The organism is Alteromonas sp. OM2203 (assembly GCF_048517045.1).
Classification (GTDB): Bacteria; Pseudomonadota; Gammaproteobacteria; order Enterobacterales; family Alteromonadaceae; genus Alteromonas; species Alteromonas gracilis.
Genome location: NZ_CP183209.1, coordinates 3,888,304 through 3,911,918, shown reverse-complemented (window position 1 = coordinate 3,911,918; position 23,615 = coordinate 3,888,304). Strand labels below are relative to the sequence as shown.

21 protein-coding genes are annotated in these 23,615 nt (G+C 42.7%); 19 read left to right on the top strand and 2 right to left on the bottom strand.

The window, feature by feature from the left end:
* Positions 1–63 precede the first annotated feature (63 nt).
* The 16 genes from ACM0P2_RS17210 (at position 64) to ACM0P2_RS17135 (ending at position 17,216) form a co-directional block, all read left to right on the top strand.
* Positions 64–534: a hypothetical protein gene (locus tag ACM0P2_RS17210; protein ID WP_105930294.1), complete on the top strand. Its 471-nt coding sequence runs from the start codon at positions 64–66 to the stop codon at positions 532–534.
* Positions 534–2,444, top strand: a complete 1,911-nt coding sequence (locus ACM0P2_RS17205; RefSeq protein ID WP_419226883.1) for a glycosyltransferase family 4 protein — start codon at positions 534–536, stop codon at positions 2,442–2,444. The genes ACM0P2_RS17210 and ACM0P2_RS17205 overlap by 1 nt, the downstream gene beginning before the upstream one ends.
* Positions 2,437–3,606, top strand: a complete 1,170-nt coding sequence (locus ACM0P2_RS17200; protein ID WP_419226882.1) for a hypothetical protein — start codon at positions 2,437–2,439, stop codon at positions 3,604–3,606. Before ACM0P2_RS17205 ends, ACM0P2_RS17200 begins: the two co-directional genes overlap by 8 nt.
* Positions 3,603–4,706, top strand: coding sequence for a glycosyltransferase (locus ACM0P2_RS17195; protein WP_419226881.1), 1,104 nt, complete (start codon positions 3,603–3,605; stop codon positions 4,704–4,706). The genes ACM0P2_RS17200 and ACM0P2_RS17195 overlap by 4 nt, the downstream gene beginning before the upstream one ends.
* A gap of 4 nt (positions 4,707–4,710) precedes the next feature.
* Positions 4,711–5,649: a sulfotransferase family protein gene (locus ACM0P2_RS17190; RefSeq protein WP_419226880.1), complete on the top strand. Its 939-nt coding sequence runs from the start codon at positions 4,711–4,713 to the stop codon at positions 5,647–5,649.
* A 4-nt stretch (positions 5,650–5,653) separates the two neighbouring features.
* The gene (locus tag ACM0P2_RS17185; protein ID WP_419226879.1) at positions 5,654–6,769 is read left to right on the top strand and encodes a glycosyltransferase 61 family protein; all 1,116 of its coding nucleotides are present in this window, start codon (positions 5,654–5,656) and stop codon (positions 6,767–6,769) included.
* A gap of 6 nt (positions 6,770–6,775) precedes the next feature.
* The gene (locus ACM0P2_RS17180) at positions 6,776–7,900 is read left to right on the top strand and encodes a hypothetical protein (protein WP_419226878.1); all 1,125 of its coding nucleotides are present in this window, start codon (positions 6,776–6,778) and stop codon (positions 7,898–7,900) included.
* 93 nt (positions 7,901–7,993) lie between these two features.
* Positions 7,994–9,388: a glycosyltransferase gene (locus tag ACM0P2_RS17175; protein WP_419226877.1), complete on the top strand. Its 1,395-nt coding sequence runs from the start codon at positions 7,994–7,996 to the stop codon at positions 9,386–9,388.
* A complete protein-coding gene (rfbA, locus tag ACM0P2_RS17170) occupies positions 9,373–10,254 on the top strand; it encodes a glucose-1-phosphate thymidylyltransferase RfbA (protein WP_419226876.1) in 882 nt (293 codons plus the stop codon). The genes ACM0P2_RS17175 and rfbA overlap by 16 nt, the downstream gene beginning before the upstream one ends.
* Positions 10,255–10,284: 30 nt before the next feature.
* Positions 10,285–10,830 (top strand): dTDP-4-dehydrorhamnose 3,5-epimerase, encoded by a 546-nt coding sequence (rfbC, locus tag ACM0P2_RS17165; RefSeq protein ID WP_419226875.1) that lies wholly within the window; start codon positions 10,285–10,287, stop codon positions 10,828–10,830.
* A gap of 24 nt (positions 10,831–10,854) precedes the next feature.
* Entirely contained in the window at positions 10,855–11,715 is an 861-nt protein-coding gene (gene rfbD / locus ACM0P2_RS17160) for a dTDP-4-dehydrorhamnose reductase (RefSeq protein ID WP_419226874.1), read from the top strand.
* A gap of 36 nt (positions 11,716–11,751) precedes the next feature.
* Complete coding sequence (gene rfbB, locus ACM0P2_RS17155) at positions 11,752–12,834, top strand: dTDP-glucose 4,6-dehydratase (RefSeq protein ID WP_419226873.1); 1,083 nt, start codon at positions 11,752–11,754, stop codon at positions 12,832–12,834.
* A 143-nt stretch (positions 12,835–12,977) separates the two neighbouring features.
* On the top strand, positions 12,978–14,651 hold the full coding sequence (locus ACM0P2_RS17150; protein ID WP_419226872.1) for a glycosyltransferase family 2 protein: 1,674 nt from the start codon (positions 12,978–12,980) through the stop codon (positions 14,649–14,651).
* A 42-nt stretch (positions 14,652–14,693) separates the two neighbouring features.
* Positions 14,694–15,881, top strand: coding sequence for a nucleotide sugar dehydrogenase (locus ACM0P2_RS17145; protein ID WP_419226871.1), 1,188 nt, complete (start codon positions 14,694–14,696; stop codon positions 15,879–15,881).
* Positions 15,882–16,190: 309 nt separating this feature from the next.
* Positions 16,191–16,865, top strand: a complete 675-nt coding sequence (locus ACM0P2_RS17140) for a YkgJ family cysteine cluster protein (RefSeq protein WP_159119199.1) — start codon at positions 16,191–16,193, stop codon at positions 16,863–16,865.
* Positions 16,866–17,036: 171 nt separating this feature from the next.
* Positions 17,037–17,216 (top strand): hypothetical protein, encoded by a 180-nt coding sequence (locus ACM0P2_RS17135; protein ID WP_159119197.1) that lies wholly within the window; start codon positions 17,037–17,039, stop codon positions 17,214–17,216.
* 1 nt (position 17,217) lies between these two features.
* On the opposite strand, the gene ACM0P2_RS17130 is transcribed toward ACM0P2_RS17135, so the two are convergent.
* Positions 17,218–18,111, bottom strand: a complete 894-nt coding sequence (locus ACM0P2_RS17130) for a LysR family transcriptional regulator (protein WP_159119195.1) — start codon at positions 18,109–18,111, stop codon at positions 17,218–17,220.
* A 214-nt stretch (positions 18,112–18,325) separates the two neighbouring features.
* Here ACM0P2_RS17130 and ACM0P2_RS17125 point away from each other — a divergent pair, with 214 nt between their 5' ends.
* From ACM0P2_RS17125 to ACM0P2_RS17115, 3 genes are read left to right on the top strand one after another with little or no spacing between them, the layout of a single operon-like run.
* Entirely contained in the window at positions 18,326–20,053 is a 1,728-nt protein-coding gene (locus ACM0P2_RS17125; RefSeq protein ID WP_159119193.1) for an ABC transporter ATP-binding protein, read from the top strand.
* Positions 20,054–21,106, top strand: a complete 1,053-nt coding sequence (locus ACM0P2_RS17120; RefSeq protein WP_159119191.1) for an HlyD family secretion protein — start codon at positions 20,054–20,056, stop codon at positions 21,104–21,106. It abuts the gene before it with no gap.
* Entirely contained in the window at positions 21,100–22,530 is a 1,431-nt protein-coding gene (locus ACM0P2_RS17115; protein WP_236547127.1) for a TolC family protein, read from the top strand. Before ACM0P2_RS17120 ends, ACM0P2_RS17115 begins: the two co-directional genes overlap by 7 nt.
* 149 nt (positions 22,531–22,679) lie before the next feature.
* On the opposite strand, the gene ACM0P2_RS17110 is transcribed toward ACM0P2_RS17115, so the two are convergent.
* Positions 22,680–23,492, bottom strand: coding sequence for a hypothetical protein (locus ACM0P2_RS17110; protein WP_159119189.1), 813 nt, complete (start codon positions 23,490–23,492; stop codon positions 22,680–22,682).
* Positions 23,493–23,615 lie beyond the last annotated feature (123 nt).

Genomic DNA, 23,615 nt, shown 5'->3' with positions numbered 1-23,615 from the left:
TTAATGAACCGTTATTTCTTTTGATGTAACATTACGACATACATGGAATGGACGTAAAAATACATGAAAAGAAAATTAAAAAACTTAGTAAAGCGCTTACTCGGTAAGGGTGAGCTGAATTACCACATTGATACAGTATCAAGCGATGTAGTGGCAGGTTGGGCACTAAATTCTGCTAATCCGTCGGCGCCATGTGAAGTGGTGCTTAAAACCGGCGATAAAGTGCTTGCGAAAACTAAAGCTGCTACCTTGCGTGAAGACCTCGTTGCCGCGGGCATTGGTAACGGTTGTCATGGGTTTACACTGCAACTCGATATGTTGCCATTTTCCGCAGAGGCACGCGAGGCGCATGTCTACATAAACGGAAAGCGTGTCACAGCACAACCTATATCGCTTAAAAGTAGCTTTACAGACGTGTTGGGCGAGTTTTCTGTTGAGGTGGAACGAAGAATGGATGCGCTACTTGCTATTCAAAACGAGCGAATGCAAAGAGAATTCGACTATATCAAAAAGCAGTTAGAGTCAGGGAAGTAATGATAGACGTACCACCACAGGTAGTGGTGTTTTGCCCACTGCCCCCAAAGCCTAATGGCATAGCTGATTATTTTGCTGAGCAAATTCCATATTTTTCTAGAACAACAAAAGTGACAGTTGTTGTTGAAAACACGCATCCAGCACCTACGGGAATAGCCGCAAACGTAACAATATTGTATTTAGAAGAATACATGTGGCAGCAGCATAAGTATGCTGATATACCCCATATATATCACGTAGGTAATAACCCTGATACACAGTATATGCTTCCAGTGTTACTTTCAAAGCCTGGACTTGTGGTGGTACACGATCTTAATTTACATTATCTCATCGACCTAACTAACTTATCGCAAGGCGACAAAAGCGGTTACACGTTAGCACTGCAAAATAACTACGGTGAATTGGGCACTGTTATTGGGCAGCAGCTTTCGAAGTTTGGCTGGAAAGGTGAATTCATGCCCCACGAGCTAATGATGAACGCTAGCATCATTACGGCGGCAGAGCGCATTCTAGTGCACTCAAAATATTCAGCCGACAAAATAGGGGCACTTGGCCATAGCAATGTAAGTATTGTGCCTCATCATTTTTCACCTGCCGCCCGCCAGTATCAGCCAAAGCTTAAAATGCAGTATCGTGGCGAGTTAGGTTTGCCGGGCAATAAACCTGTTATTACGTCTATGGGGTTTATTGCAAAGGCAAAACAGATTAAAGAGGTGCTAACCGCGTTAGCGGCGCTCAAGCAAAAAGGCGTGGAGTTTACCTATGTACTTGCGGGTAAATGTAAGCCCCACGAGTACGACGTTTATCAAGATATCGCAGACAGTGGGTTAGCCGATAATGTTGTGGTTACCGGTTTCCTAGACGAAGACGCATTTTTCAAATACATGTTGGCCTCTGACTTTATTGTTAATTTACGCTACCCAACAGGAGGTGAGTCGTCTGGTACATTAACACGCGCCATGGGGATGGGGTTATGCTGCTTGGTTGTTAATATTGGGCCGTTTAGTGAGTTACCAGAAGATTGCGCGGTTAAACTGAACTGGGATGAAAGCTTTAGTGAAAACTTACAACTCTGCTTGCAACGTTTAATTGAAGATAAGCAATATCGTGTCACGTTCGGAAAAAACGCCCAAAAGTGGGTAGAGCGGACACATAATATTAGTGTGACTACCAGCGCTTATTTGAACGAAGCGGCAAAGCTTAACGATAGTACCGTCTTTAACACTAAGGCGTTGAATAATATTCAGCATTGTTATCTTATCGAACAGCAAGTAATAAACTGGCGACGTGCTAACCATGTGAACGCCGATAGTAGTAATGTATGGTGGCAGGCCAATCTAGTGCCCATCTCTGCACCTTCGGTGTTAAGCATTAGCGCTAACCCAGTACACCAAGCTACTATACTTACTTCTCTGTTCGGCTATCAAGAGAGTCAAATTACTAAACTTACGCCTGCTCAGTTATCCCAACATGACATAACTACTACATATCCGCTGGTGGTGTGCGATGCCTCGCTAGTAGATGTGGCGCAATCGCCTGTCAATTGGTTTGCGCAGCTTAATAAGCTGCTAGAAATAGGTGGCAAAGTAGTTATTTCATTACTCAACCCAGAGTTGGGGTCAGGTGTGGCTATTAATGATCCTTCCAGTGAATATCCGCTCGATAGGGCCAGTGTAAAGCGTTTTATTCAAGCAGCAGGCTTTTCAATTGATAACACCGTAGCTGGTCCGTTAGACGTTTCTATGATAGCGGATACGGCGCCAACAAAAGAATATTGGACGTTTTCAGCTACTAAACGATCTTGGATGGTTAACATAAACCCACAGGTATACCAAAACGGAAATAGTGAATTGCGGTGGTTATATGCTAACGAGCAAAGCTCAGATGCGCAGGGAGCAGATAATGCCTAATGCGTCGACCAATACTGTAGAAGCACCACTGGCGTTGGCTGCAGCCCGCCATAATATTAATCTGGATGTGTTAGTTACCTCAGCGTTTCTTCGAAGCTTACCGCAGCTTGGCGAAGTGGTGTCGGCCACAATACCGCAAAGTATTATTGCTATCTTGGCACGCGCAGCGGGCGCAAACGTAACCTACGTAATGAACAAAAACCTGTGCGACCAACACGGGTTGGCTTTTTTTGAAGCAAGCAAAGCGGCCGGTGTAGAGCCAGTGTGTTTTGACACCTCTCCAATGAACGTAGAGCTACTGCCAAAAGTACAGGCGGGTTTTGAAGGGCTTGGTGTACTGCCGCAGCGTTTAGCTATAACCACTCCAGATCGTTATTTGAGCAGCAGAGTGAAGGTAAGTTGGCTTGCACTAGATAAGCTCTCGCTATCTATTTTGGAAGTGGCTGAATACACGGTTCAGCAACATAAGCCGTTGATAAGTGGTTTTGTTTCTCCAGAAAACGCAGATGACGTGGTAAAGTGGAGTAAGCGTAACAATTATCATAGCGTAACGAATAAATTAACCACGTTGACTGCGACTAATGCGGCCACCTATTGTTGGTTGGTGCCGAGTGTTGATATTTTGCAATCGGTAGAAGCATTAGTGGGCAAGCACGTAAGCCCAGTGAACACAAAGCTGCCTATGGCGATGGTTGCACAGCAAGCTTGGCCAACACTGACAGAAACTAACGATGGGCTTGCCCACCAAACTCTCGATTATCTGTTGCACAGAAGGCGCTGGTATTATTTAGATAAGCTGTTAAACATAGGCTTGTACCCAATGGAAACCGACGGAGATAGCTTCTGGCGCTGGATGGGAGCCAACGGCGTGCGGCTTTTCCTGCCCCTTCGAGCAAGCGGGCACTACATCCTATCGTTCAATGTGTTTTCAGTTGTCGAAGGGCTTGAAAATGCAACCATTCGTTGTTTTATTAACGGGCGTTTAAAAACAACGCAAGAAGTAACGGCTGGGACTACGGTGAATATTCCCTATTTTGCCGAAACTGACGGCAGTTTGGCCGAGTTGTTTATTGTGTCTGAACAAAAAATAAAAATAGCTGATAGAGCGTTAAGCATTGCAATCTCCGAGCTAACTGTATACTGGGAGGAAATGCCGTTATGAATAAGCATGTACTGATTGTTTCACCCATACCTTCCCACCCACAATTTCAAGGGAACAGTGCGCGTATATTCAGGCTAAACAGAATGTTTCAGCTTTGTGGCTACCAGGTACATTTTCTCTACTTCGGTATGGAAGGGCTGAGTGAAGAGCAGCGCAAAGCTATGGAACAACAGTGGGACTATTTTTACTTTGTTCAGCCAGAAGGCCCAGCCGCTGAACCCTCGTTCGGTGAGTATTTTGACATAGACGATTGGTACGACGACAGAGTGTCTGATTATGTCGACGGGCTATGCCAGAAATGGAACTTTGATGTCTGTGTTGCTAATTATGTATGGTTTTCAAAAGTGTTAGATGTGCTGCCCGATACCACACAAAAAGTAATAGATACCCACGATGTATTTGGTGACCGACATATTGTAGCGAAAGAAGCTGGGCTAGAGCCTGTCTGGTTTTACACCACAAAAGAATTAGAGGCCTATGCATTGGATAGAGCGGACCTTATTTTAGCAATACAGAATGAAGAAAAAGCCTATTTTGAATGTATTAGCAAAAAGCGTGTAGAAGTTATGGGTTATGTGGTGCCGTTCCAGCCTTTGGTAGTGCAAAAACACAGTAAAGTGGTTATTGGTTACATCGGCTCTGGAAACCCGTTTAATGTAGAAAGTTTACGGGTGTTTCAGCAAGAGGTGATGGCAAAGCCAGAGCTGATGCAGCAGTTCACCTTTTTATTAGGTGGCACGGTGTGTAAAGCATTTGACGAAATGAACGAAATTTTTGATATCATAGGGCTCGTTGATGATTTAGATGACTTCTATCGTCGAATTGATATTGCGATAAACCCTATGGTGGGTGGTACTGGGCTTAAGATAAAATCGTTAGAAGCATTGTCTTACGGTAAGGCATTATTAGCGACCGAAGATGCTATGGTAGGTATTCCCAGCAACGACGCATACCATAAAGCAAAGTCGATTACTGAGATGGTAGGCAGTCTGGCCGCGCTCAGTAATGCGCGTTATGAGTTACTGCTTAAAAACTCCAAAGATGTTTTCGACCAGTATAATGGTGAACACATTAGTAATTTTAAAACTTTATTCGGTTGAATCAATGGATTTTCAGATTTACAAAAAGATGCTTGGTGATTGGGCATCTTCTCAACAACCTGTTTTTATTATGGGTCCTGAGCGAAGTGGTACTAGCTTACTATTCCAACAAGTTTCAAATCACCCTGAGTTTTGTGATTTTTCTCACGCGACGGTCGAAACGTTTTGTTTTGTTAAGCCATGGTTACTCCTTGAGCCCGCTGGCCCAGAAAACTATGAAATGCGCGTGTATTTAGGTCAAAAAAACTTTAATGCGTTTCAAGAGAAAATTCATCCTCTTATCGAGCGTAACAGGAAATTATCGGCAGAGGGAATGCATTTACAGTATTTAAATAGTCCTGAACGTGAGACTATTTGGTATGAACGGCGTTACAAACACTTGCTGAGAGCGTTCTTCTTCAATTCGTGGCAAAACCTGGGAAAGAAACGTTTAGTTGAGAAAACCCCTGCGCATATACGATGTGCTGAAGAGATCTTAAGCGCTTTCCCAAATGCAAAATTGCTTATCTGTACTCGTGACCCCGCAGAAATTATTGCATCCCATAAAAAGCGCTTTAAAAAAGAGGTTGAACTTGGGAAGAAGCCTGGCGACCAATCTATCGCGTGGTTAAACCACTCAACCGCCGATTATCTAGAATATTTTTCTGCCATTGACAATAAAATTTCGGCACTAGCTGCGAGACATAGCAATAAGCTTATCGTAGTGCCGTATGGTCAGTTAACAAGTGAACCAGAGCAAAACCTTAAAAAGGTCTTTGATTTTATTGGTGTGGATAATATTGGCGCTACGGCCTCCGCGGATGAAAAAACTGAGCAGGCTTGGGATCCGCTTCTTAATCAAGCACCACAAAAAAACCATGTAGATTTTTCTGAACAGTTGAGTCCACAAGACATTGAATTAATAGATGCTCATAGGCCTAGTCTTAAAAATAGCTGGATATAATTGAATGGAGTTCGAAAATATTGTAGTAATGCCTATTCAGCAAGTTCTAGGTAGCCCTTTTGGCAACTCTGAACATAAGTTGGGGCCGGTGTGGCCTGACTGGAATGAGGCTGGTGAAATTCGTTTTCAGCGAAAAGGTCGACCAAAGGATGATAAGCCTTGGCTTGGCGACAGAACACAGTTGACCTACGCACTTGGTGATTATGTGTGGTGTGGCCCCATTGTTAATCATTTTGGACACCAAATTGCCGACTTTTCTACTCGTATTGCGTGTTACAGAGGCAGCGATGCAAAGTACCTTTTTTCTGTAAGAAAAGGAAGTGGCTTTACATTTGACGATCTGCCTAATTTTATAAAAGAAATCTTTCATTGGTTCAAAATCGATAAAGATAATATTTTTTTTGTAGAGCGGCCTACCGTTGTACAAAAGCTTAAAGTAGTGCCACAACAAGAGCAGTTGCCGCAGCATGGGCCATCACAAAATTATCTAAGTATACTTGATGGCCTTGTTAGAGCGAATAAATTAGATGCGATTGAGCGAAAGGGTACTTTCTATATATCTCGTGCTGGCATGCTAAAAGGTATGATAGCGGGTGAGTCGTATCTCGAATCATTCCTGTCCTCTCAAGGCCTAACAATCATTAAACCAGAAACATTATCCCTGTGGGAGCAGCTTAAAATATACATGAGTGCCGAAACGCTAATATTCTCAGAAGGTTCTGCACTCCATGCACTTCAGCTGTTAGGTCATTTGGATTGTAAGATAAGAGTTTTGCAAAGGAGGCCTAACTTTTTAATGGCGAAAGGGTTGCTGACACCCCGCACAACAGAACGTGGCGAGTTAAGTTATCATCAGGTAGGGAAAATAGTTGCAGGGATAAGAGCTGACGGTGAACCTGCGACTGATGCAGGTATCACTATCCCTCGGATACCCAAGTTAGTTGAATTTTTTGAGTTTGAGAAGTTAGACTTCAGCACTTTTGAAGAAGACAAGCTTAGGGCGGCGATTGAGGTTGATGTGAAGCGTTTCATTGATAATGAGTATGAAAATCCTCGTTCTGCGGTTTCTGGTCACATGGACAAGTTGATAACGCAATTAAACGAGTTAGGTCTAATATAAAACTCTATGCTGAGAATTGTTATACATGTTGGTCCGCCAAAATCCGGAACTTCAGCTATCCAAAAGTGGCTGACTGAAAATAGAGAGCGTTTAATTGTTCAAGGTGTTTATTATCCTGAGCACGGCGTAGATAAAAATGGAGTTAGTTCTGGTAACCTTTTTGCACTTTTTGAATCATTGCCAAATGGCAATTTAGAATTTAGTGATAAAAAGCTTGCCCTACTGGAAAAAAACGCCGATGTCAAAAAATGCCACACGATTATTTTATCGTCTGAATTCTTTTTCCAACATATAGTGATGTTGGCAAAAAAGTTACCAGAGGCAACTTTTTTGGCTTACATTCGGTTTCCTCTCGAAGTAGTTGAGTCTTCTTACAATCAAGGTGTTAAAAGGCACAAAAATATTCAGGCTTTCGGTGTTAGTGAGAGGCCTTTGCATTATCAGCTTCAAGATTTAATTAACAAGATGAAGGTTGCTGGCACGAAAAGGTTTAAGTTGAGGCCTTATTTGAAAGACTGTTTTTATGATGGCAATTTGATTTCTGACTTTTTGTATAGCGTTGGATTAGACCCAGCCCTATACACAGTAGAAAAAGAACAGCTTAGAGTAAACCCATCTTATACGCTTGAAGCTTTGGAATTTAAAAGATGGTTTAATCAGTTTGAACTTGGTGGGCTCTCTCACAAGATGGATATTTTTTTACAGAGCATAAATGATGGAACAATAAGCTATTCGCTAGTCTCGCCCCAAATGTTTGAACATCACAAAAAACTATTTATAAAAAGGCTTCGAGAGGTTAGTGCAGTATATGAAATCGACAACGTCGAAAAGTTTATCGATAGTGCTAAACATATCAGACAGAAAAAATATGTTAGGCAAACTCTCTCAGATCAAGACTTCAAAAATATGTTAGATCGATATATTGCTAGACATCCAGAGGATATAAGCTTTTTTGTTAAGTTGCTGTTGAATAATAGAAAAAATGCAAATTCACTGTTTAATAGTCAAAGGTTAAAAATAATAAAGAGACGTATGCCTATACACGTTTTTTTAAATGAATTGCTTAAACAAATTTATAGAAACACCTTTGGTCAACGACAAAAGGGCTCAATTTCAGAAAATGGATTATGAAAATCTCCTCCAAACGCACAGATTGTTTGCCTCATTTGAGCGTTGATATCCATTGAAATACGGACATGCGAAATTGGCTTTTCAAATAGATTTATGAATATATTCACTCAATATCTACCTTGGACGAGGAAACGAATCGAGACTGTTTCTTCAACTATCTGGGAACAGCTCTTTTCTCCAGCCAAGGGGATCATCCAAGACCAGTCACAACCGATCAGCAATTTGATGGTTCTAGTTGGTCAGAAGCTTGCCCAAAATACTGATTTATCAACGTTTAAAAAGCGCGCAGAGCTCGTTTCTTGGTATAACGAATATGGCCGTAGTATTTTCAATATTGATGAGTTAGAGCAAATCTTCGCCTATGCAACAAGGGCCAAGCCAGCCAACGACAAAGAACTTATTATAGAATCAGGCGGGGTAAACCTTGTCGGTTACAATAGAGGGCGTTTAGGTTTAGGTGAGGATATTCGTGGTTACGCTGCCCTGTTAGATGATATGGGCTGCCCCTATTCTATTGTTCATGTTGGCCACCCTTCTGACGACCCGTCTGCGTTTACTCACCCCAATGAAGGGATAGTAAGGTATAACAAGTCGATATTTTTTCTAAATGCTATAGAAATAGCTAACTTGCTAGCGATTTACGATGATTTTTCAAAGCACTTTGGTCGTGCTGTTGCCGTGCCGCCTTGGGAGCTAGAAAATGTGTCTGAGGAATGGATATCTACGCTAGAGTCATTTGAAGAAGTGTGGGGAATATCTGCGTTTACCACCACCGCACTTCAAAAAGTGCATAGTAATGTGCACTATGCTGCCCCAGTTGTTTTGCCGTTAAGTGAAATAGATAAAGTTGACAGAAAAGCCAATGAGACTTTTCGGTTTTTATTTATTTTCGATGCTGGCTCCTTTATCGAAAGGAAGAACCCGCTAGCGATTATTGAAGCTTTTCAACAAGCCTTTCATTCTTCTGAAAATGTAGAATTAGTTTTAAAAGTAGCAAATGAGTCAGACGGTGAACATTGGACTACCGTGAAGCAGAAAGCTTACTCAGACCGTCGCATTAAAATAATAAGTCGCTTAATGAATACAGCAGAATTAGATGCACTGTGGTTGACCGCTGATTGCTATATATCACTTCATCGAAGCGAAGGGTTTGGGCGAACGATAGCTGAGGCTTTACTAAGAAAGCTACCTGTTATAACAACTAATTATTCAGGAAGCACTGATCTTTTCCCTGAAGGTTACCCTTGGTTAGTAGACTATGAATTAATACCAGTGGAAGAGAGTGCATATCCATTTGCATGTAATTCTAGGTGGGCAAATGCGTCGATTGAAGATACAGTAAAAAAGATGCGGCATGTGAGAGCATTGAAGAATGAAGGCCACCTTCAAGATATAATTAATAATGCGAAAGACTTTGTAACTAAGCAGTTTATATTTGATAACGACTCAAGACCAATAACAAGGTGGTTAAAATGCGAAAAGGAATAATTCTAGCAGGTGGTTCAGGCACGCGCCTTCACCCGTTAACTAAGGTAGTAAGTAAGCAGCTTATGCCTGTTTATGATAAACCAATGATTTTTTATCCCCTTGCCACGTTAATGATGTCTGGGATAAAAGATATTTTAATTATTACAACTCCTGTTGAGCAGCAACGTTTCATCGAACTTATAGGCGATGGGAGCGATTTGGGTATTAACGTGCAGTATGCTGTACAGGCATCACCAGATGGACTTGCTCAAGCCTTTCTTATTGGTGAAAACTTTATCGGCAACGATAGTTGTACGTTGGTTCTAGGCGACAATATATATTACGGGCATGATCTCAAACGCTCACTTCAGAGTGCATATAGTCAAGACTCTGGTGCTACTGTTTTTGGGTATCATGTTACCGACCCAGAACGTTATGGTGTTGTGGAGTTTGACGAAGAGTGGAACGCACTTTCGATAGAAGAAAAACCTGCCGTGCCCAAATCGAATTATGCGGTAACTGGGCTTTATTATTACGATAACCGCGTGGTCGACTTCGCAAAAGAAGTTAAACCCTCACACCGTGGCGAGCTTGAAATTACCGACCTGAATAATCTGTATCTTCAGGACGGTAGCTTAAAAGTAGAGCTAATGGGCCGAGGCTCAGCATGGTTAGACACTGGTACCCTTGATTCGCTATTAGATGCTGCCAATTTTGTTGCCGCTATTGAAAAGCGCCAAGGCCTTAAAGTGTGCTGCCCCGAAGAAGTTGCTTACAGAATGGGGTATATTGACGCCGAGCAGTTAGCCAAGCTTGCCGCACCGCTTAAAAAGAGTGGTTATGGCGATTACTTGTTAAAAGTGATCAGCGACAGAGTAAAAGCGTAGAGTAAACACCAAGTCTTAAGTGGAAAACAGATGCAAGTAATCAGTACAGACATACCCGACGTAAAAATTATCGAACCAAAAGTATTTGGCGACGAGCGCGGCTTCTTTTTAGAAACTTTTCGTACCGACTGGTTCAAGAAAGAATGCGCAGATGTAGATTTTGTTCAGGATAATCACTCTAAATCTAGGCAAGGTATTCTTCGCGGTCTTCATTATCAAATGGAGCAAACTCAGGGCAAATTAGTGCGCGTAGTTAGCGGTGAAGTATATGATGTAGCTGTAGATATGCGTAAAGACTCACCCACCTACGGTAAGTGGGTTGGGGTTACATTGTCTGCTGAGAACAAACGTCAGTTATGGGTACCAGCCGGCTTTGCTCACGGCTTTTATGTTACCAGCGAGTCTGCTGAGTTTGTGTATAAATGCACCGACTATTATCACCCAGAGTCTGAGGTGTCGGTTAAGTACGATGACCCTGCGTTGAATATTGACTGGCCGTTAGTCAATGGCGAAAAGCCTTCTTTATCTGGTAAAGACGAGGCGGGTTTGGCTTTTGTAGATGCCCCTGCGTTTTAATTCACTGAGCTTGAAGGAATAGCGATGAAGATTGTAATTATTGGAAATGCAGGCCAGTTGTCTTATGAACTTGTACGCATTTTGGGTGAGGATGCAATTTGTTTAGGCCCAGAAGATACCGACATCACTAAATTTGATGTGGTATCAGAAACTCTGTCTAATCTAGCGCCTGAGATTATTATCAACGCCGCAGCTTACACTGCAGTTGATAAAGCTGAAGAAGACCCAGCTCTGTGCCATGCTATTAATGCGACTGCAGTAGAAAATCTTGCAAAGTATTGTAAGCAGGCTAATGCGTTCTTGGTACATGTATCTACCGATTATGTTTTCAACGGTCACAAAGGCTCACCTTACTTACCTACCGACCCCATTGAGCCGCAGGGCGCTTACGGAAAAACAAAAGCTGATGGCGAAAAAGCCTTACTTGAGATACTACCCGAAGCAAGCTGTTTGATTAGAACTGCTTGGGTGTATTCGTCTCACGGCAATAACTTTGTTAAGACCATGCTGCGCTTAATGGCTGAAAAACCTCAGCTTACTGTAATAGATGACCAAATTGGCACGCCAACGTGGGCAAAAGGGTTGGCTGAAGCTTGTGTGTCAGCTGCTGAAAAACACACAGTTGGTGTTTACCATTGGACCGACGAAGGCGTAGCAAGCTGGTACGATTTTGCTGTAGCTATACAAGAATTAGGCATTGAGAAAGGGCTGCTAGCTAAAGCTATCCCAGTATTGCCAATTCCTTCTAGCCAGTACCCAACCCCAGCTAAGCGCCCTCATTACAGCGTGCTAGATAAACAATCTGCTCGAGAAGTGTTTGCAACATGCAAGCCTACGCACTGGCGTAAGCAATTGTCCGCTATGCTTGATGAATTAAAAGCCTAACCAGTAAGAACAGAATGATATTTTGGTAAAAAGAAAATGAGTAAAACAATTTTAGTTACAGGTGGCGCGGGTTTTATTGGCTCAGCGGTTGTTCGCCACCTTATAAACGATACCGACTACACTGTGGTCAATTTAGATAAGCTAACTTACGCGGGTAACCTAGAATCTTTAACGTCAGTCTCAGACAGTGATCGCTACAGCTTTGAACAAGTTGACATTTGTGATGCAGAAGAAGTGAAGCGCGTGTTCAATACGCACAAGCCCGATATTATTATGCACTTAGCGGCAGAATCTCATGTGGATCGTTCTATCGATGGCCCCGGTGAGTTTATTCAAACCAACGTAGTTGGCACGTATACCTTGCTTGAACAAGCAAGAGCATATTGGTCTGAACTTGAAGGCGATAAAAAAGCCGGGTTTAAGTTCCACCACATTTCTACTGACGAAGTATACGGCGACCTTCCTCACCCTGATGAAGTAGAACCTGGAACTGAGCTTTCACTTTTTACGGAAGCTACGCCATATGCGCCAAGCTCGCCTTATTCGGCAAGTAAAGCAAGCTCAGATCAGCTAGTGCGTTCGTGGCTTCGTACGTATAAGCTGCCAACGCTTGTAACTAACTGCTCAAACAACTATGGTCCGTACCACTTCCCAGAGAAGCTGATTCCGTTAGTAATCTTAAATGCGTTAGCTGGTAAGCCGTTGCCTGTATATGGCAAAGGTAACCAAATTCGTGATTGGTTGTATGTTGAAGACCACGCGCGAGCGTTGGTCGTTGTAGCGATTAACGGCGAGATTGGTGAAACCTATAACATTGGTGGGCATAACGAAAAGCAGAATATTGAAGTGGTGCAAACCATTTGCTCAATTTTGGATGAAGTTAAGCCGAAGGATAGCAAATACGCCGAGCAAATCACTTACGTGCAAGACCGACCTGGCCACGACATGCGCTATGCCATTGACGCAAGCAAAATTGAGCGTGAGCTAGGATGGAAACCACAAGAAACTTTCGAAAGCGGTATTCGTAAAACCGTTGAATGGTATTTAGCTAATGAAGGCTGGTGGAAAGCGGTATTAGATGGAAGCTACCAAGGTGAACGTTTAGGCACTGGAAGCTAATACTCGTCACTGTAAAACGTGATATTATATAAAAGCCGCATACAACTGCGGCTTTTTAATTGGTGTCAGACAATGCTGTTAGGGATTAAATTAGCTGTATGAAGAAGTTCGCGATGATGACTGTTAAAGGTGCTATTGGTTTAGTGCCTAAAGCGGTGAGAAACAAGCTTAAAGGTAATCATAAACTTACCGAGTTTTATAGCCGTTCTTTACAGCGTTCGGGGTTATTTTATGGCTTTCCGTCTGAAAAAAAGCGTATGGCACTATACAAAGATTACCTGCAGTATCAGAGTAAAATATTAGGTAGTAAAGCAGTCGGCAATGAAGCCAATTTAGCCTTTATTTGTATTATAATTGGCCACAAAGATTTAGCGATTTCTCTAAAAAGTTTGAGAGAAGTTAGCAATGGTAAAATGGATATCAGAGTTGTTACAGAGAAGACGTTAGGAATGAAAGTGTCTCGATTTCCAAGTCTAGCAGGGGCTGTACGCGACTTGGATGATAACACGCTTCTTTTTTTCCTAAATAGTGGTGACACCATTACTCATGACACCGTCAAAGTGTTCACAAACAATAACGATGAAGCAGACTTAACTTACAGTGATACGGACAGGATTGACGTCAAAAAACGAAGAGTATCACCACATTTTCTACCAGATTGGAACCCAGATCTGCAATATTCCACGGGGTATGTTTTTACAGGTGTTAAATGTAAAGCCAAATTGCTGAAGCAAAATTCCGTAAAGTCACAAACTATAGCTGGACTGGTGGCGGAGCTATGGCTTAAGCAGCCTGAATTACTAATTAAGCACCTGCCGTTTACTCTTGTACATAGAACAACAAACAAAGCTGCAGTCGATGAACGCCTTAAAGATATAAGGGAGAGATTGTCTGATTGCACAACAGCTGTAGCGTCATTCAACGCTGAACTTGGCGTAAACCATATACAGTGGCCAATAGCTTCGGAGCCTTTAGTTACACTAATTATCCCTACAAAGAACGCTAAAAAGCTTGTTCAAGCTTGTATTGATTCTATTTTGGAAAAAACCACTTATCAAAATTATGAAATATTGTTGATTGATAATGGTTCGGACGAAAAAGAAAGTATTAATTACTTTAGTGAGCTAAACAAACATCCCAAGATCAAAGTATTGAGCTACCCAGGTGAGTTTAATTATTCAGCAATCAATAATTTTGGCGTGGAACATGCTTCAGATAGATGCGCGATCATAGGGCTTATAAACAATGATATAGAAGTAATCGCCCCTAACTGGCTTTCGTCAATGGTAGGGCATGCCAGTCGTGAGGACATAGGCTGTGTAGGCGCTAAGTTGTTGTATTCAGATGGTAGAATTCAACACGCAGGCGTTGTAATGGGGTACGGTGGTGGTGCAGGTCATGCACATAAATATTTCCCTCGTTATCATCCAGGATATATAAAGCGATTAATCGCTACGCAAAATTACTCAGCCGTAACTGCAGCCTGTTTGCTAGTAAAGAAGTCTTTATTTCTTGAGGTGGGCGGGCTAAATGAAAAGGATTTGACAGTAGCGTTTAACGATGTAGATTTTTGTCTCAAAGTTAAAGAAACTGGCGCTAGAAATATTTACTGTGCGGAAGCCGAATTATACCATCATGAGTCAGTAAGCAGAGGTACAGACCATGCGCCAGAAAAAGCAGCAAGATTTAACCGAGAATTACACTATTTAAAAACAAGATGGGGCAACTATATTGACCATGACCCTGCATACAGCCCTAATCTAACACTTATGCGAGAGAACTTTTCAATTAAAACGAAGGGGGAGTTTTCTCAATAAAATCAAACATAAGTTAGTTTCAAAATTGGATATTATATTAAAATGGAATCGTCAATGAGCAATTATAAAATAGCAGTTGCAGGCACAGGCTATGTAGGGCTTTCAAATGCAGTGCTACTAGCACAACACAATGAAGTGAAAGCGGTTGACCTCGTACCTGAAAAAGTCGAGATGCTGAACAACAAGAAGTCTCCAATTGAAGACAAAGAGATCTCAGAGTATCTAACGACTAAAGAGCTTAATCTTGAAGCTACATTAGATGCTAAGGTCGCTTACAAAGATGCTGATTATGTCATTATCGCTACTCCCACGGATTATGACCCACAAACAAACTACTTCAACACAGGTAGTGTAGAAGCAGTTATCAAAACGGTAATGGAAATCAACCCAAATGCTGTGATGATTGTTAAATCGACCGTGCCAGTAGGCTTCACTAAAGACGCAAAAGCACGTTTTGGTACTGAAAACCTAATCTTCTCTCCCGAGTTCTTACGTGAAGGTAAAGCACTTTACGATAACCTTCACCCTAGCCGTATCATTGTGGGCGAGCGTAGTGAGCGTGCAGAAGTGTTCGCTAAGTTACTTCAGCAAGGCGCCATAAAAGAAGATATTGATGTATTGTTTACTGATAGCACCGAAGCAGAGGCCATTAAGCTATTCGCCAACACATACTTAGCTATGCGTGTGGCTTACTTTAATGAGTTGGATAGCTATGCAGAACGAAACGGTTTAGATACAAAACAGATTATTGAAGGTGTAGGTTTAGACCCACGCATTGGTAAGCACTATAACAACCCAAGCTTCGGTTACGGCGGTTATTGCTTACCTAAAGACACCAAGCAGTTACTGGCTAACTACAGTGAAGTGCCAAATAACATGATTCAGGCCATTGTAGATGCTAACCGCACCCGTAAAGATTTTATTGCTGATTCAATTGTAAGCCGTGGCCCCAAGATTGTTGGTATATACCGTCTTATCATGAAGACCGGTTCAGACAATTTCCGCGCCAGTGCGATTCAAGGCATCATGAAGCGTATAAAGGCGAAAGGCATTGAGGTTGTGGTATACGAGCCAGTACTTAAAGAAGATGACTTCTTTAACTCGCGCGTCGTAAACGACCTAGAAGAGTTTAAGAAAATCTCTGACGTTATCGTAGCAAACCGTGTAACCGGTGATATCGAAGACGTACTCGATAAAGTTTACAGCCGCGACTTGTTCAACGCCGACTAACTTAAGAATTGAGATTGCGAAAAGCATCAGTCTTTTCGCAATCCAACCTCACAAAAAAGCTTCCCAAACCCCCAAAATCAAAATAAACTCTCGCCAATTCAACCCCTGCCATCAAGCCTCAAGCTTACTCATATCCGGCGGGGAAGAAGCATGCTTTAAAATATTGGGGTCAGAGTACATTCCTCTCTCCAATGCAATCTGTGTAATTGGTTACCAAAACCAGTAAACAGAGTGATGCGTTCATGCTACCTATCATATAAACCCGCATGAACATGTTTTTGTTTTAGTTTGCTTTTTAGCGGAGTCATTATGAATAGGCTGCGTGAGCTGTCCAGCCAAGTGATGGATGTTTACCAATCTCTTTCTCAAGAATTTAGTGCGTTCCAATCTAATCAGTCTCTCAATTGTGTAGAAAAATGTGGTGCGTGTTGCAATAAGCCCGACATTGAAGTGTCGCCACTAGAAATGTTGCCTTTTGCGTTGCACCTGTTTGATACGGGGCAGGCCGAACAAGTGTTCGATGAACTTGAAAGCTACAGCGGCTTTGCTTGTAAGCAATATCAGCGCTTAAGTTTAGATGGTTCAGAAGGTTATTGCGGTATTTACGAGTATCGCCCTGGTATTTGTCGTATGTTCGGCGCGGCTGGCTATAAAACGAAGTCCGGCGAGGCAACGCTTTCGGTATGTAAAACCATTAAGCAGGCAGTACCTGAAAAGTATGCGGCTTCGCTAATTGCCATACAGCCACAGCGCTCAGACGCAATCGAACAACCGTTAATAGGCGATATCGCTGCAAATAATGCAGGACAATCTACAGCCATTAAGCCGCCTATGATCGCAGAAGGTAGACAGAAGCTCGCTCAACTTGACTACGAGTTAGGCGATAAGCTTATGCCGATAAACGATGCGCTTCGCTTCATGTTAGAAAAGATACTAACGCTTAGCTTCTATTCACAAGATATAGATGATGGCGTTGCGGCTTAATAAACGCAGGGCAGTGTGGTTATTCCGCGTCTGTTGTTAAAGCGTGTTCTGTATACCTCAATGTTATCCCCTGCAATACAAAATGCGATAGCGAGATACCCAAGTTTAAAGGTAGATAAACAGCGAATGTCATATCATCCATAAAATACTGGGGAATAGGATGTCTTCGAAATGGATAAGAAAGTCGTTGATCGTGAGTGTTTCGAGGTGGTCGAGACGCTCGCTGAAAATGCATACATTGGTCGCGGACGTTTCGACTGGTCGAAGGTTAAGAAGGAAGCGCATCGCTTGCTTGACGAGCGCTTCGGTGAATCACAAGTAGAGCTTTGCGTGGAAAAATGTAAAGGCTAAGCTAGTTACTGAAAATCTCTTTTGCTGAGCCAATGATATGCTCACTAAGCGTGTACTCTGCGCGGCTTTTGCCTGTAATTGCGTAATATCGTTCACTCAAAGCCTCTGATTTGCCAATACAATGCACATCGTATTGTTTTTCTACATGCTCGGCTATCGCCGAAGGGGCGCAAAATACACCAAAGTTCTCGCTACCAAATAGTTTTAAAAGGGCACTATCGTCGAACTCTGCAACAATTTTGGGGTACAGTTGCTCTGTTGCTAGCCAGCTGGATAGGGCGTGTCTAATACCCGAGGTGTTACCCTGCATTAAAAGTGGCATGTGGTTTAGGCAGTCAGGAAAGCGTTGGTTGGCTGAAAGTGGTTGCTTGGCAAAAAAGCTTAGCGAACTTTCACCAAGGAAGTAGCTGTTTGCGTTTACTTGGGTGCCCGGAGCAATTCCTCTGTCAGCCACAATGAAATCGACAGCGTTAATGGCCAGTTCTTTTAACAGTCCATCGAAGCTATCTTCTCTTATCACAAACCTCACATTGGCAAATTTACGCATGGTATCGTGCACAAAATCGTAAAAAAGCACTTTTGGAATACCATTTGTAATACCTATTACAAATTCTTTCGTATTCACTTCATCGCTATTGTTAAGTATTTCAGCCAGTTGATTACCCTTGTGAAATATTTCACTGGCATACTGGTACGTCACTTTGCCTTTCGCGTTTAGGTATAGTCGTTTGTTTATTCTATCGAATAAGGAGTAACCAAGCTGACTTTCAAAAGTACTCAGTTGCCCGCTCACTGTTTGAGGAGTAACGTGAAGTAATTTTGCTGCTTTTGCGATACTGCCTTCGCGTGCAACAAGATAAAAATAATATAGATGATGATAGTTTAGATGATGCATACTTTAATCAGGTACTCGATTATTGAAGTATTTGAAGGCAGAAATGTACTCTGACCCCATTATTTGCAAACGCAACTATTTTCGATGAAGTATGAAGAATATAACAGATTTATTCTAAGTTACTAATGCAATACACTACATATCGTTGCTTTGAAATTGTACAAGCAGCGCGTTTCTCAAGTTTTTAAGCTAGCGGTATTTTGAAGACATAACTATGGCAAAACCAATAGATTTACGTAAAACGCGAAAGACTCTATTTTCTCTACTCAGGCCCGAGGCTGGCTTTTTTTGGGTTGCTATTGCCTATGGCGTTGCAATCAGTTTAATGACGCTCGCGGTGCCTATTGCGGTTCAAACCTTAATTAACAGTATCGCGAATATAGGCTCTACCCGTGCGGTAGTTATTTTGGCCGTTGTACTATTTCTTACTTTATTTATATCTGGTGTGTTTAGTGCGCTTCGCATGCGGGTTATGGAGTTTTACGAGCGAAAGGTTTATGCACGGCTAACGGCCGACCTAGGCCTTAAAACCATACTAGCACCGCACAGCTTTTTTGAAGGGCGTCAAAACGTGAGTATCACACAGCGGTATTTTGACATCATGACGTTTCAAAAGAACATGCCGTCTTTGATGATAGATGGTTTTGCGTTGGTACTTCAGATGCTGGTGGGTTTTACCCTGGTGTCGTTTTATCATCCCGCATTGTTTGCATTTAACGTGGTGCTGCTACTCACCATGTATGCCGTATGGAAACTGTGGGGCCGCGGCGCTAAACGCACGGCCATCGAACTTTCTCACGCTAAATATGATTCTGCTAAATGGCTACACGACATTGCCATTGCCCACGAGTTTTTCAAATCGGCTGATCACGTTGAATATGCGGGCCGAAGCACAGAAAGCTATATCAGTAACTATGTGCAAAAGCATAAAAATCATTTCCATTATACCTTCTCACAGGTAGTGATGTTCTTGCTAATGTACGCCGTGGCGAGCGCCGCTTTGTTGGGTATTGGTGGTGTCCTCGTCGTGCAGGGAGAACTTTCAATCGGTCAGCTCGTTGCTGCAGAGCTGGTAATGTCTGCCGTATTTTTTGGGCTATCTCGTTTCACTCAATACTTGAAGCTTTATTACGAGCTATATGGCGCAGCTGAAAAGTTGGGCGGGGCTTTGGCTATGCCACAAGAAGAGCTGAATACTTCAGACCATATCCCCGCCTCTTCAAGGCTTGTATTTAACGATGTTGATTTAAAACACGGTAACGATCATTGTCTTCTTAACGTTGTTTTTGAGCCAAGCACAAAGTATTTCGTCACTACCGATAAGAGCTGGGTGCAAAAACAGCTTCTTGGTTTGCTCAAACAGTACGACCGCGTTAAGGCTGGCGATATATTACTTGGTGAATTAAGCCTAAACGACTACGACACCCATGAGCTTAGACAAGCGGTGACGATATTAGACCGTTCGTTAATCATTGAGGTTTCTATAGAGCGTTATCTAAAGCTGGCTAACCCACAAGCAAGTATTGCTGATATTCGAGCCGCGCTTACAGAGGTAGAGATGATAAAGGTTATCGATAGTCTGCCAGACGGGCTTCAAACCAAAGTGTCTGTATTGGGTGCTCCGTTGCAGCCTCTAGAGTTTTTACTACTTAAACTTGCAGCAGCCATTATTGCCAAACCAAAACTGCTTATACTCAATCAGCATTTTGATGCTATTCCCATCGAGATGCGAGAACGACTACTCAGACGCTTAGATAAATACGACTTTACCGTGATGTATTTTACTAACATACCGATACCTGATTGTTTAGATGGTGTGCTTCATTTACACGACAATGCGACCGAAGTGCTTAACGAGTATATTGAAGAGACAGCGCCAACGCGCGCAAATGTACAAAGTGACACGAGCAATAACTCGAATAACAATAAGGAGGGTGAGTAAGTGAATAACGCAGAACGTCGCTTTTTAGACAACATTACCTCATTGCCTTCTTTGAAAGTGCCAAAGCTACACAGAATAATTACGGGCATTATTATCTTCTTGGTTATTGCTGCTGGAATGATTTTGTACTTTACGCCTTGGATCCAGACTGCCTATGGTACAGGGATGGTGGACTCCCTTGATCCGAAAGACAGAACCCAACCAATTAACGCGCTTGTGGATGGGCAGGTAAAGCAATGGCATGTCAGGGAAGGGCAGCAAGTAAAAGCCGGCGAGCCTATCGTCACGCTTATTGATATTGATGCGCAGCGTCTTGAAAAACTGCAATCACAGCTTACCGCCGCTAACTCGAAGAATCTAGCTAACGAAACCGCAGTTAGAAACGCTGAGAATAACTTGGCGCGTCAGAAGTCTTTGGAAGAGCAGGGGCTGGTATCGCGAAAAGAAGTAGAGAAAGCTGAGATAAAAGTACAAGAACTGCGGGCTAAGGTGGCTGCGTCTGTTTCTGAAATCAATGAAGTAAGTATGATCTTGTCACGTCAATCTACGCAAACTAAATTTGCGCCGGTGGACGGTACTGTGGTGCGTTTATTGTCGGGTGGCGTTTCTACCTTTGTAAAGTCTGGCGATATTCTTGGGCAATTTATACCAGAAGATGCAAAGCGTAGTGTTCGCGTAACGGTAAGAGGGTTAGACGCGCCACTCGTTAAACCTGGAGCAAAGGCGCGCTTGCAATTTGAAGGCTGGCCCGTTTTTCAATTTAGCGGGTGGCCTGGCAGTGCAATTGGTACGTTCGGCGGCGAAGTGGTGTATGTAGAGCCAGTCGCGAACCCTACCGGAGATTTTAATGTGTGGATAAAGCCAGACGAATCAGATATTCCATGGCCAACGGAAAGCTCGGCCCGTTTGGGTAGTCGGGTTAAGGCATGGGTACTGTTAGAAGAAGTACGCTTGGGCTATGAGATGTGGCGTCAGCTCAATAATTTCCCTCCGTTGCCTACGCAAGATTCTACATCAGGCGGTTCGAAAAACGCTGGAGCGTCGATATGGTAGTGCGAGAGACTACAGTTATCGCTGCGGCTTTTGCATTGCTGTCTTCATTATGTTGCTTTGCTGCAAATGCGCAGTCGGCGGAAGGAAAGCAAGCGCCATCCATTGAAGTGTTTATCGATAGCATGGTGAATTACCATCCTTATGTTTTAGCGATTAATGAAGGTAATTATCAAGCCGCCGCAGAACTTGAAATAGCAAGAAGCAGCTTCGACCCTTTTATTGAACAAAAAACGAAAAGTCGTGTTTCAGGTTATTACGACGGCACAAACTTAACCCAGCGGTTTACTAACCCTATAGAGGATTACAACGCCTCTGTGTTTGGTGAGTATCGCATTGCAGCTGGAGACTTTCCTGCTTATGAAGGTGATTACGACACGCTATCTGGCGGCGAAGCAAGTGTTGGTATTGCAATGTCTTTGTTACAAAACCGTGAGATAGATAAGCGCAGAACTGAGCTTAGAAATGCTGGTTTAGCTTCATCACAATGGCAAGCACTGGCCACTAGCCTCATCAATGACTTTGTATATAAAGGCGTAAGTGAGTACATAGCATGGTACGAGAGCGCATTACAGATACAGGCGGTTTCTGAGCTGTTAGCTACCGCGTCAGAGCGGGAAAAGGCATTGGTCACACGTGTAGAAAAAGGTGACTTGGCCAATATTGTACTAACAGAGTTTAAAGCAAACCTTTTACAGCAGCGTTTAACGCTAGCTGAACTTAAACAAAAAAGAGACATGCATGCGCAGATGCTATCGTTTTATTGGCGCTCATCAAACGGCGACATGATTGCGCTTGATAGCGATAAACTGCCAGCTGATATAGATTGGCCCTACTGGATAGGGAACGGCCAACTGGTTACCCTTCGTAATGCTTTGCGTAGTCACCCAGAATTAGACGTAATGAAGCTAGAGCAGCAGGTAGTACAAAATAAGGTAGCGCTAGCAGATAATGCACTACTCCCTAAGCTTGATCTCACCGCATCGATTGCTAGAGACGTTGGCGCAGGCTCTGAATCATTAGAAGGTACAGAAACAAAAGTTGGTTTGTCGTTTTCTTACCCACTTGGCAACAGAAAGGCGAAAGCCGAACGGGCTCAGCTACAGTCTAAGCAACGAGAGCTTTCTCATAAACTCACATCTACCGAACAATCAATAGTACAACGTTTTGAGCAAGCATTGATTTACTGGAGCCAAGCGAAAGATATCGTGGCTCTTCAAAGTGAAAACGCCGCATTAGCAAAAACCTTATCGGTGGTAGAAAAAACAAGGTTTGATGCTGGCGACAGTGATATGTTTGTTTTAAATGCGCGGGCGCAAAACGAAATTAAAGCGAAGATAAAAGAGATCAAAGCTAAGGTAGACTTATTAAAAGCAGAACTCATGCTATATAAAGAAGCGGCGTTACTTTATTCTTTCACCAATTAGCTGGTAAGTCATAGCAGTTATAAACCGGTGCATTGCTGTTTAAACTGCATAACTTAGCTAAGTTTAAACACGAAGCAGAGCAAAGAAAAACGGCGTATTGATTTCTCAATACGCCGTTTATTATATTGGCTTCTATTAGCTGATAAAGGTTAGTTAGCTACCGCACTATCAAAGTCTTCTTCAGATAAACCAGCAGACATAGCATATTCTTTCAACTTGTCGTGGGTTACCCCCGCGTGTTGTGCCGTACTTAAAATACGAATAACTTGCTCGCGCTGTTCAGATGACTCTCTTACCGCTGTTTCCACAACCGTTTGCGCTTCATTAGGAAAGACAGCTAATAGAGCATCAACCACATATTCGCCAACAAAAGGCACAGCATTAAGTGCACTTGTCATTATTTCAACGATGCGATTAGGGTGTTCTTGAGATAGCGTTTGAACAATACTGTCTGCAGCATCAGGTTGAGTTAACACGGCTACGCGAACTATTTCATCTAACTCTTCAGGCGTTGATACCGCCGCAGCGTGAACAACAAAATCTACATAGGTAGGTTCAGCCTTAATGGCTAACTGAACGATGTTAGGGCAACTGCTTACTTCCTTTTCTATGGCAAGCTGAACAATTTCTTCGGTAGAAGAAGGCTGAGCTGATATAGCTGCGAAAATGATTTCCCTATATTTGTCAGGGTAAGTGTCTAGTGCAATGTCGACGATAGACACAATTTCTTGGGGATAGTGACCAGCGATGGAACTAATAGCACGTCCGACCGACATGGTTTGATCGACTTGACGTTTTAGAAAGGCTGTTTGAAAGCGATTCGACTCTTCAACGGATTTTTCTACGCTCGCTGAAGTGGATGGCTGAATAGCTTCATTAGATGAAGCGTCTTGCGCCATTGCCACATAACTAACTTGAGAAGCTAGTAGTGCTGCTGATAGCAATGTAAGAGTTCGTAACATAACCCACCTTTATAATTATTGCGTAGTCAATTTCTGACACTACCAGTATTAATACATTTATAAAGAACGCAAAGCATAGGTCATTTACGCTTATATACATTCTTATACGTATTCCCTTACGCA